This is a genomic window from Roseovarius roseus (assembly GCF_043355935.2).
Classification (GTDB): domain Bacteria; phylum Pseudomonadota; class Alphaproteobacteria; order Rhodobacterales; family Rhodobacteraceae; genus Roseovarius; species Roseovarius roseus.
Genome location: NZ_JBHFPE020000008.1, coordinates 136,512 through 145,329, shown reverse-complemented (window position 1 = coordinate 145,329; position 8,818 = coordinate 136,512). Strand labels below are relative to the sequence as shown.

Sequence of the window (8,818 nt, the reverse complement as noted above, 5' to 3'; positions counted from 1 at the left end):
GGCGTCAGATCATGGCTGACCAGATTGCCCGCCTCCACCTTCAGCTTCTGCGCAGACTCGTGACTGACGTATAGTTCCGGGATCGGGGTGAGATTGCTGAGGGTCGTCATGGGCGTCACCTTTGGAAATTGCCTGCCGATATGCTGTCGGATCGCGGCGCTTGACTGGCCGTTTGGCCGCGCCTTAGCGCGCCGAGGCGGGATAAGTCTAGCGCCGAGGCCAGATTGACGCCCCTAAGGACGATTTTTCCACAATCTGGCGCCCCAAGGTCGCAATCGTTCGGCAATCAGCGGGCCAGAGCCTCGGCATTGACCAGAAGATCAACGCCCGGCTGGACGGGCACCCGGCGCACCTCGCCCTGGTCCGGGGGCGGCGCGGTCATCAGGTCCGAGAGGCAAATCATCAGGCGCCCAAGGGTTGAGGCGGGCAGAACCGGGGGCTGGGCCGTTGCCTCATCCGGGGCGTCACCATGGGCGCCGAAAATGCGGGCCTCGGCCGGCATCAGCGTCGACAGGCGCCCGGCGGTTTCCAAATACGCTGCCAGCGACGCACCCGGCACCTGCGCATAAAGTGCGCCCTCATAGAGATAGTCGGCGGCAAAGAGTAGCCCGGCATCGGCATCCCAGAGCGATACGCTGTCGGGCGAGTGGCCGGGGGTATGAAGCAGCGTCAACTGCCGCCCGCCCAAGTCGATCACGCTGTCTATTGCCAACCATGCGCTAACGGTGAAACGGGGCGCGCTGCGCTCTTCCCGGTCGCCCAGAAAGAGTGGTTCCGAGGGCGTGACATGGCCCGCGTCATCGGCGCAGGCGCGCAGCACCGGAAGGTCTGGCAGCACGATGCGCTCGAAGCCGAGGATATTGCCCAGATGATCGTAATGCATATGCGATGGCAGGACGGTCAGCGGCAGATCGGTCAATTGGGCGATCACAGGCGGCAGAGTGCCGTAATAGGATCCGGTGTCAAACAGCAGCGCACGATCGGTGCCGCAGATCAGATAGCTCCAGTTCTGCTGATGATAGCGCGGCTCACCGATGGCGGTGACGCCGGGGGCGATGGGCACCAGTTTATACCAGTCTGCCGCGCTCATCCCTCGAACCCCCAGCCGTCGGGCTGGAACCCGTGCGGCAGAACCAGCCGGGTCGCGGCCTCTTCGCCCAGCCAGACGGACATGGCCGTCGCGGGTTGATCGGGCAGGCAGGCGGCAAGGTAGGGGATGCCCTCCTCGTCCTTGACCCGCGCCGTCTCGAACCCCGCCTCGCTCAGCGCCAGCTCGGCGGCGTCCCAATCGGCGCCGTCGCCGGCAACAAAGGCATAATCGATATCCGCGACGTCCGGCAGGTCGGCGGCCTCGGCGATTTCAGCCCAGACGGCATATGTCTCGGCCTTTTGGGCGGCGAAATCATGAGTCATTCCGCGGGCTCGGCGTTCACCGCGTCTTCGTTTTCGGCCATGCCATGCTCGGCCAGCCAACGCTCGGCCTCGAGTGCTGCCATGCAGCCCATGCCAGCGCTGGTGACCGCCTGGCGATACTTGTGATCGGTCAGGTCCCCGGCGGCAAAAACGCCGGGCAGGGAGGTTTCGGTGCTGTCGGGTTTGGTCACGACATAGCCGCCCATATGCGTCTCCAGCACATCCTTGACCAGCTCGTTCGAGGGGGCGTGGCCGATGGCGATAAAGACGCCCTTGGCGGGGATGTCGGTGATCTCGCCGGTCTTGGTGTGCTTTACCTTCACGCCTTCGACGCCCAACGGGTTGTCGGTGCCATAGACCTCGTCCAGCTCGTGGAACCAGAGCGGGTGGATCTTGGGGTTCTTTTCCAGCCGGTCGATCAGGATGCGCTCGGCGCGCAACTCGTCCCGGCGGTGGATGAGTGTGACCTTGGAGGCGAAATTGGTCAGGAATAGCGCCTCTTCGACCGCCGTGTTGCCGCCGCCAACGACCACGATTTCCTGACCGCGATAGAAAAAACCGTCGCAGGTGGCGCAAGCCGACACGCCAAAGCCCTTGAATTTTTCCTCGCTGGGCAGGCCCAGCCACTTGGCGCGCGCGCCGGTGCAGAGGATAATCGCGTCAGCCACGTATTCGGTGCCGCTGTCGGACTGGCACACATAGGGCCGCTTGCTGAAATCGACCGAGCTGATGATGTCGCCGATGATCTCGGCTCCCATCGCCTTGGCATGGGCCTCCATCCGGACCATCAGGTCCGGGCCCTGCACCTCGGTATCGCCGGGCCAGTTCTCGACCTCGGTCGTGGTGGTCAGCTGGCCGCCCGGCTCGATGCCCTGGACCAGAACCGGCTCCAGCATGGCGCGGCTGGCATAGACGGCGGCGGTATAGCCCGCCGGGCCGGAGCCGATGATCAGAACCTTGGTCTTTTTCGTGCCGGCCATGTGCCTCGCCTTTCGCTGGTCTGGGGTCTGCGCCCCATATAGACCCACGCGGGGCGCGGTGAAACCCCTTGCAAAGCGGGGTTGCTTCCCTCACCGGTGCTGCGGTATGACGCGCAACGATCTTGCGTGCTTGCGAAAGATTGTTGCGCGTATCGGCGCGGTTGATATAACAATCGCGAAATTGAATTGAGAGTTGAGGCAGCATGGCCACCACCCGTCTGGACCCGATCGACCGCAAGATCCTGGCCGAACTTCAGGCCGATGGCCGCATGACCAATGTCGAGCTTGCCAAGCGCGTCGGAATCTCCGCCCCGCCCTGCCTGCGCCGTGTGCGCACGTTGGAGGAGGCGGGCTATATTCGCGGCTATCACGCCGATGTCGATCCGCGTGAGTTGGGCTTCGAAGTGCAGGTCTTTGCCAATGTCGGTCTGCAAAGCCAGGCCGAATCCGATCTGAGCGCTTTCGAGGCGCGGTGCCGTGACTGGCCGCTGGTGCGCGAGTGCCACATGCTGAACGGCGAGGTGGATTTCATCCTGAAATGCGTGGCGCCCGATCTCAGCACGTTCCAGCGTTTCCTGACCGAAGAGCTGACGGCGGCGGCTAACGTGGCCAGCGTCAAGACCGCGCTGGTGATCCGCGGCGCCAAGGATCAGCCCGGCGTGCCGTTCGAAGTGCTGGAAGAGCGGCTGGCGCGAAACGCCTGATCGTCAGGTAATCGCCCGGCCACCATTGGCCAAAGGCGCGCGCGGATGCGCAAGACTGCCGAAATCGCTGGGCCGCATCAGGTGCGGGAAAAGGTTGATGAAGAGGCCAAGCTGGCGCTGTGTCAGCTGCGTCTCGAAGCCGGGCCCGGGGTGATAGGTCTCGAAATCAAGGCCCGCGGCCGTGATCGTCGCATGGCGGCGCAGCGCGATATGATAAAGTTCCAGATCGCCCGGCGGGCTGAGCGCGATGACATGCATGCCGTCGGTCATCTCGTGCAGCGGGCGCATGATCTGGTCGGCATGGGCCGCGCCGTTATTGCCATCGCGGCGCTGCGCGATGCGCGCGCCGGGGCCGACCATGACATCTGCCAGGGGCCGCCCAAGGCCAAGTGCGCCGGTATGGATACGCGTCAGGCGCCCGCCACCTGCGCCGGGGTCGATCCCGTCGCGCGGCTGCGCCCATGTCATGCAGCCGATCCACAAAACGGGTGAGGGTCCGCGCTCGTTCGTGACCACTTTCATGCCGGGGGCCAAATCCTCGATCGCCACCGGGCCGCGCGTCGTGGCGATCAGCGTGCCGCGCGCGAAGGCGGAAAAGGCGCTGTCGAAAACCGGATGGGCAGGCACCGAGGGGCGGACCGTACCAACGGCGCCATCGCCGCGCAGGTAGGAAATGTCGCACGGGCGCATGGTCTCGGCCGGGCTGCCGAGGTCGGTCCGATCACAGTCGCCGCCGCGCCGTCGCAGATCATCCGCATCGCCGATATTTGCGCGCAACGTGTGGCTGCGCGTGAGGGCGGATGGGGTATGAACCATGATGCGGTGTGCCTTCCTTTTCCGGCGCGGTAGAAGAGGGTTCAGGCGCTGCGCATTGCGCGCGGCCGAAAGCGGAAGAGGCCGGTGCGCTGCGCCAAGGATTTGCGCTGCCCGCGCTCGAACGGCAGGGCCGGCATGTCGCCCGCGGCCGTCTTGAGGGCCGATGTCATCCATCGTTTCTGCGGTTTGCTCGTGCGGTCCATCTGAAATCTCCTTGTCATGCCCGCCAAACGGGTCTGTTTGTGTGCTCTGAGGGAAAGGTGCCAGCGCTTTGCGGCAGGGATTGGGCCGCTCCGTGACATTGGGCGCAGGGCGCGCATATTTCTGGCGGCGTTGCCGGATCGGGCGCAATCTACCTGATTTCATGGGTATTGTGTTGCCTCAGGCATCGCCTGTTCTGGCCGGGCGGCAGGTGGCGCAGCGCCAACTTGGGCAATCCTGCGGCAATTCCGCGCCAGAGGCGCCGCGGCCTAAAGGCGGATCGCAGCGATCAGCCTACCGTAATCGGCCTCGCTGCGGTGGGTGGTGCGGCGATAGGAATAGAATCGATCCTCGTCGCCATAGGTGCAGTGACCCGTCCATTCGGCGTGGCCGACGCCCGCGGCGCGCAGCCGCGCGAGACCGAAGGCGGGCAAATCGAACTGCATCCGTCCCTCGGCGCCGGGGGCGAAGAACCGTGCGTGGTCGGCATTCTCGGAGATGAAGGCGGCCATGAAATCCGGCCCGACCTCGTAGGCGTCCTGGCTGATCGAGGGGCCGATGACGGCGCTGATCCGCTCGCGCACGGCGCCCACGGCGACCATCGCGTCGACCGTCGCCTCCAGCACGCCGTCCAGCGCGCCGCGCCAGCCCGCATGGGCCGCGCCGACCACGCCGGCCTCGGCATCGGCAAAGAGGACAGGCTGGCAATCGGCGGTCAGCACGGCAAGGGCAAGGCCCGGCGTGCGGGTGACCAGCGCGTCAGCGCGGGGCCGCTCGGGCAGGGGGGCGTCCAGCGTGACGACATCCGCTGAATGCACCTGGTTCACGTTTTGCAAGTGTTCGGGCGGCACGCCCATCGCATCGGCCACGCGGGCGCGGTTGATCGCGACGATTTCCTGCTGGTCGCTGGAGCCTTGGCCGCAGTTCAGCCCCGAAAATATTCCCGATGACGCGCCTCCCCGCCGGGTGAAAAAACCGTGGCGCAGGGGCGAAAGGCTGTCGGCGGTCAGGATTTCGAGGGTCATGGCACCTTTCTTATCCGAGCAAGCCGGGCGGCGGCGCGGCGCCTTCGGGATAAAGGGCCATCACCTTGAAGAGCGTTCCCATTTCCGAAGGGTGCGTCAAGCGCCGATGTGCCGCGACATGCGCGCTTAGCGCCTCGCCGCTCAGCGCCGCCGCCAGTTTCTGCGCCCGCTGGGTGATGCCCAGCCGCTCGAGAAAGACGCCTTGCGCGGTAAGGCGCGTGTGGCGCGCAGGTGCCGCGGCCAGTGCCAGTGCCTCAAAATCGACATGCGCGGTCAGGTCGGCAGCGCCGGGCGCCTCAAAGGGATCGGTGGGCGCATGGGCGCGCAGCGCCTGGAACGTATCGCCGAGGGCGCGCCAATCGCCATAGTCCACGATCAGGGCCGTGCCGCCCTTGTTTGCGATGCGCCCGCCCAGCTCTGCTGCGATGCGCATGGCAACGGGGCTGAATTCGACGATGTCGCCTTCATCCGTATCCTCCAGCCGGTGGGCCAGCATCGGCAGCAGCGTGGGCGCGCTGAGCGCGGGGGTCAGGCGATCGGCCTGCCGCGTCACCATGCGCTCGCGCCAGCTGTCGCCGCTGCGCCGTGCCTGGCGGATGGGTAGCGCGTCAAAAAACTCGTTGGCGACGGCAAAGAGCGGCAGCTCCGGCAGGGTTTCGACGCTGGCATGCCATTCGGGCGCATGCCCTTCCAGCGTGCGGGCCTGCACGCCGCGCAATGTGGGCGAGGTTTCGACCAGATGCACCTCAGCAGCCGCGTGAAAGCCGGGCACGGCGCGGGTCGCGCGCAGGATATCCGCCATCAGCGTGCCGCGGCCCGGCCCCAGCTCGGCCAGCGCGAAAGGGGCGGGCGCGCCCTGATCCAGCCATGTCTGGGCAAGGGCGAGGCCCATCACCTCGCCGAACATCTGGCTGATCTCGGGCGCGGTGGTGAAATCGCCCGCCACGCCCAATGGATCGCGCGTGGCATAGTAGCCGTGCTGCGGATGCATCAGGCAGGCGGTCATGTAGTCTGCCAGCGTCATCGGCCCGTCCGCGTCGATCTGCGCGATCAGGAGGCGCGCAAGATCGCTCATCGCGGCTTGCGCCGCGCCTGCATTGCCAGCAGGAGCACGCCGAAGGCGATCATCGGCAGCGACAGAAGCTGGCCCATCGACAGGCCATATCCGCCGCCGAATTGCAGCGCATGGCCCAGCGGATTTTCCGGCGACCAGAATTGCGCATCGGCCTGGCGCACGAATTCCACCGCAAAGCGCGCCGCGCCATAGCCGATGAAGAAGCAGCCCGAGATCCAGCCCGGCGATTTCAGCGCGCCGCGCCGATAGGCCAGCCAGATCAGGACGGCGCCCAGCAAGACCCCTTCAAGAAGCGCCTCGTAGAGCTGCGAGGGATGGCGCGCGCAGAGGCCCGCGATCTCGCCGCAATCCTGCGCGGCCGCGCCCGGAAAAATCACACCCCAGGGCAAATCGGTCTGGCGGCCCCAAAGCTCGGCATTGATGAAATTCGCGATCCGCCCCAGCGCCAGACCGATGGGCGCGGCCATGGCCAGCAAATCGCCGACCGACAGCATGCGCAGCCCGTGGCGCAGCGAAAAGGCCACGCAGGCGATGAGCACGCCCAGCATGCCGCCATGAAACGACATGCCGCCCTGCCAGACTTGCAGAATTTCCAGTGGGTTCGAAAGGTAGTAGCCCGGCTGGTAGAACAGCACAAAGCCCAGCCGCCCGCCCAGAATGACGCCAAGGATGGCCCAGAAAAGCAGATCCTCGACCTGCTTGGCCGTCATCGCGGGGCCGTCCTTGCCCCATAAGGCAGGGCGCTTGACCGCGCCCAGCACGAGGCGCCAGCCGATCAGGATGCCGGCGATGTACGCCAGCGCATACCAGCGCAGCGCGAACTCCATCCCGAAGACGGAGACGGAGAACAACTCGGGCGAGACGTCGGGGAAGGGGATGACAGCTATCATGGCGATGTCATGGCCGCGCGCGAGGGGGGAAGTCAACGGGGTGCGCGCATCTTGTGATCGAGGCGCGCGCGGCCCATATTGAGGATAACAGGCGACAGTGCCGCAACGCCACAGGAGACAGCTATGCAGACCCGCAACAAAGTGATGGATGACATCTCGCAACTGATGACCAACGCGATGGGCGTGGCCCAGGGCGCGCGTCAGGAGGCCGAGACGGCGATGTCCTCGATGATCGACCGGTGGCTGGCCGACCGCGATTTCGTCACCCGCGAAGAATTCGATGCGGTGCGCGCCATGGCGCAGAAGGCCCGCGAGGAGAACGAGGCGCTGAAGGCGCGTCTTGACGCGATGGACGCCTCCAAAGACCGCAGCTGAGCGGTTCCCGGCGCCGGTTTCAGGCGCTGGCGATCCACGATCCGGCCCAGATGACGCGGCCCAGCGGGGTGATCCGGTCCAGTGCGGGGCCGGTGACGATGCGCGGCGCCTCGGCTGGATCGGCCTCGGCAAAGAGGAGCATGCCCGGCTCGGGGCGGCCGACATGGCTGATCCTGATCTGACCGTCCTCGAGGCAGGCCCAGAGCGCATGGGCGCCGGGCCACGTCAGCGTGCAATCCAGAAGACATAGCGCCCCTGCGGGCACTGCGTCCGTTTCGGGCGCGATGATGGCGCGCAGATCCCCGGGATTCCAACCATGCTGGCGCAGCCATCCGGCATCGACCGCGATGGGGGAATGCGCCGCGTCCTTGGCCTCTGGCGGCTGCACCAGCGGGTGATAGGCGATGCGGGCCATCTCGGGCGGCTCGGCGTCGCCAGAGCCCCGCGCGGCACGTTGCGGGCAGGCGGATTCGAGTGTGAGGATCATGTCCATTGCGGCGATGATCTTGCTCAGCTTCGATATCTGCATGTCGCGGCCATCGCGCAGGCTGCGCATGGTGCTGACATCCAACCCCAGTTTGCGCGCATAGCCACGCAACCCGTGGCGGGCGATACCCTCGTTGGCGACATTGCGGAGTGTTTGCAGATCGAAGTGTGACATGCGCGCGATAATGCACGTTCGAAACTTATTGACTAGTCGGTTAAAATTTTACACGCTGTGCGAAAGTTTCCACGTTTTCCGTAGGTTACCAGTATAAAGTGTATTGTTTCAGAGGGTTCTCCCATGGGGTGTGTTGCGTCGGGGCGCCTGCGGAATTGCGTGACGAAACGGGCCGGCCCGCGGGGCTGCGCAGGGCTGGGGTTTACCTTCACCGGGCGTGCCGGATGAGTGACCGCGCGGCAGGCCATGTGCGCGCGGTTCAGGACCGTCTGGCCCGGCTTCGCATGTTGCGCCAGATCACCCGCGACGCGCCCGACCGCTTGCGCCGCGATGCGGCCATCGTCGCCTATACCCGAACGCTGGATAGCCTGGTCGAGGATCTGATGGCCCTTGACGAGATGGGGCTGCTGACGGCCTGCATCCGGCGTCTGGGCATGCGCGACCGGCCCGAGCGGGGCGAATAGCCCCACCAGCGGTTGCGCCACCCGCGCGATCTAGCGGCGGAGGGCATTCCGTCCACAACTTATTGCGGTTATCCCCAACAAATTGCTTTACAGGGCGGCACAGGTGGCGCACCATATTTGGTAATAGGAAGGGGCCAAACCCCATCCACTTGAGCAGTCATCCAGTGTTTGGGGGCGCCAGATCCCCTCCGCCGGAGCGAACCCAAAGGTGACG

12 protein-coding genes are annotated in these 8,818 nt (G+C 65.8%); 3 read left to right on the top strand and 9 right to left on the bottom strand.

Features of this window, described 5'->3' with window-relative positions; all coding sequences use genetic code 11:
- Positions 1-286 precede the first annotated feature (286 nt).
- From ACEWPL_RS13515 to trxB, 3 genes are read right to left on the bottom strand one after another with little or no spacing between them, the layout of a single operon-like run.
- Positions 287-1,090 carry an MBL fold metallo-hydrolase gene (locus ACEWPL_RS13515; RefSeq protein WP_393930926.1) on the bottom strand — a complete coding sequence of 268 codons (804 nt, stop codon included), beginning with the start codon at positions 1,088-1,090 and terminating at the stop codon, positions 287-289.
- On the bottom strand, positions 1,087-1,413 hold the full coding sequence (locus ACEWPL_RS13510) for a ribonuclease E inhibitor RraB (protein WP_393930928.1): 327 nt from the start codon (positions 1,411-1,413) through the stop codon (positions 1,087-1,089). Before ACEWPL_RS13510 ends, ACEWPL_RS13515 begins: the two co-directional genes overlap by 4 nt.
- Entirely contained in the window at positions 1,410-2,393 is a 984-nt protein-coding gene (trxB, locus tag ACEWPL_RS13505) for a thioredoxin-disulfide reductase (protein ID WP_393930930.1), read from the bottom strand. Before trxB ends, ACEWPL_RS13510 begins: the two co-directional genes overlap by 4 nt.
- A 203-nt stretch (positions 2,394-2,596) precedes the next feature.
- Here trxB and ACEWPL_RS13500 point away from each other — a divergent pair, with 203 nt between their 5' ends.
- Positions 2,597-3,097, top strand: a complete 501-nt coding sequence (locus tag ACEWPL_RS13500; protein ID WP_393930932.1) for an Lrp/AsnC family transcriptional regulator — start codon at positions 2,597-2,599, stop codon at positions 3,095-3,097.
- 3 nt (positions 3,098-3,100) lie between these two features.
- Here ACEWPL_RS13500 and ACEWPL_RS13495 read toward each other — a convergent pair whose 3' ends face one another.
- The 5 genes from ACEWPL_RS13495 to lgt all read right to left on the bottom strand — a co-directional run bounded on the left by ACEWPL_RS13495 (position 3,101) and on the right by lgt (position 7,104).
- Positions 3,101-3,913: a Hint domain-containing protein gene (locus ACEWPL_RS13495; protein WP_393930934.1), complete on the bottom strand. Its 813-nt coding sequence runs from the start codon at positions 3,911-3,913 to the stop codon at positions 3,101-3,103.
- A 41-nt stretch (positions 3,914-3,954) separates the two neighbouring features.
- Positions 3,955-4,116 (bottom strand): hypothetical protein, encoded by a 162-nt coding sequence (locus tag ACEWPL_RS13490; protein ID WP_393930936.1) that lies wholly within the window; start codon positions 4,114-4,116, stop codon positions 3,955-3,957.
- A gap of 267 nt (positions 4,117-4,383) precedes the next feature.
- Positions 4,384-5,139, bottom strand: coding sequence for a peptidoglycan editing factor PgeF (gene pgeF, locus ACEWPL_RS13485; protein ID WP_393930938.1), 756 nt, complete (start codon positions 5,137-5,139; stop codon positions 4,384-4,386).
- 10 nt (positions 5,140-5,149) lie between these two features.
- Positions 5,150-6,214, bottom strand: coding sequence for a class I SAM-dependent methyltransferase (locus ACEWPL_RS13480; protein WP_393930940.1), 1,065 nt, complete (start codon positions 6,212-6,214; stop codon positions 5,150-5,152).
- Complete coding sequence (gene lgt / locus ACEWPL_RS13475; protein WP_393930942.1) at positions 6,211-7,104, bottom strand: prolipoprotein diacylglyceryl transferase; 894 nt, start codon at positions 7,102-7,104, stop codon at positions 6,211-6,213. Before lgt ends, ACEWPL_RS13480 begins: the two co-directional genes overlap by 4 nt.
- 123 nt (positions 7,105-7,227) lie before the next feature.
- On the opposite strand from lgt, the gene ACEWPL_RS13470 reads away from it, so the two are divergent.
- Positions 7,228-7,479 carry an accessory factor UbiK family protein gene (locus tag ACEWPL_RS13470; protein ID WP_393930944.1) on the top strand — a complete coding sequence of 84 codons (252 nt, stop codon included), beginning with the start codon at positions 7,228-7,230 and terminating at the stop codon, positions 7,477-7,479.
- 19 nt (positions 7,480-7,498) lie between these two features.
- On the opposite strand, the gene ACEWPL_RS13465 is transcribed toward ACEWPL_RS13470, so the two are convergent.
- Entirely contained in the window at positions 7,499-8,140 is a 642-nt protein-coding gene (locus ACEWPL_RS13465; RefSeq protein ID WP_393930946.1) for a hypothetical protein, read from the bottom strand.
- A 224-nt stretch (positions 8,141-8,364) separates the two neighbouring features.
- Between ACEWPL_RS13465 and ACEWPL_RS13460 the strand changes: the two genes are divergently transcribed.
- Entirely contained in the window at positions 8,365-8,604 is a 240-nt protein-coding gene (locus ACEWPL_RS13460) for a hypothetical protein (RefSeq protein WP_393930948.1), read from the top strand.
- The last annotated feature ends 214 nt before the right edge of the window (positions 8,605-8,818 follow it).

Excerpts from the sequence above, each read along its gene's own strand:
- ACEWPL_RS13495 (WP_393930934.1), bottom strand. The coding sequence starts at position 3,913 with ATGGTTCATACCCCATCCGCCCTCACGCGCAGCCACACGTTGCGCGCA.
- lgt (WP_393930942.1), bottom strand. The coding sequence starts at position 7,104 with ATGATAGCTGTCATCCCCTTCCCCGACGTCTCGCCCGAGTTGTTCTCC.
- ACEWPL_RS13515 (WP_393930926.1), bottom strand. The coding sequence starts at position 1,090 with ATGAGCGCGGCAGACTGGTATAAACTGGTGCCCATCGCCCCCGGCGTC.
- trxB (WP_393930930.1), bottom strand. The coding sequence starts at position 2,393 with ATGGCCGGCACGAAAAAGACCAAGGTTCTGATCATCGGCTCCGGCCCG.
- ACEWPL_RS13480 (WP_393930940.1), bottom strand. The coding sequence starts at position 6,214 with ATGAGCGATCTTGCGCGCCTCCTGATCGCGCAGATCGACGCGGACGGG.
- ACEWPL_RS13500 (WP_393930932.1), top strand. The coding sequence starts at position 2,597 with ATGGCCACCACCCGTCTGGACCCGATCGACCGCAAGATCCTGGCCGAA.
- ACEWPL_RS13465 (WP_393930946.1), bottom strand. The coding sequence starts at position 8,140 with ATGTCACACTTCGATCTGCAAACACTCCGCAATGTCGCCAACGAGGGT.
- ACEWPL_RS13490 (WP_393930936.1), bottom strand. The coding sequence starts at position 4,116 with ATGGACCGCACGAGCAAACCGCAGAAACGATGGATGACATCGGCCCTC.
- ACEWPL_RS13470 (WP_393930944.1), top strand. The coding sequence starts at position 7,228 with ATGCAGACCCGCAACAAAGTGATGGATGACATCTCGCAACTGATGACC.
- pgeF (WP_393930938.1), bottom strand. The coding sequence starts at position 5,139 with ATGACCCTCGAAATCCTGACCGCCGACAGCCTTTCGCCCCTGCGCCAC.
- ACEWPL_RS13510 (WP_393930928.1), bottom strand. The coding sequence starts at position 1,413 with ATGACTCATGATTTCGCCGCCCAAAAGGCCGAGACATATGCCGTCTGG.
- ACEWPL_RS13460 (WP_393930948.1), top strand. The coding sequence starts at position 8,365 with ATGAGTGACCGCGCGGCAGGCCATGTGCGCGCGGTTCAGGACCGTCTG.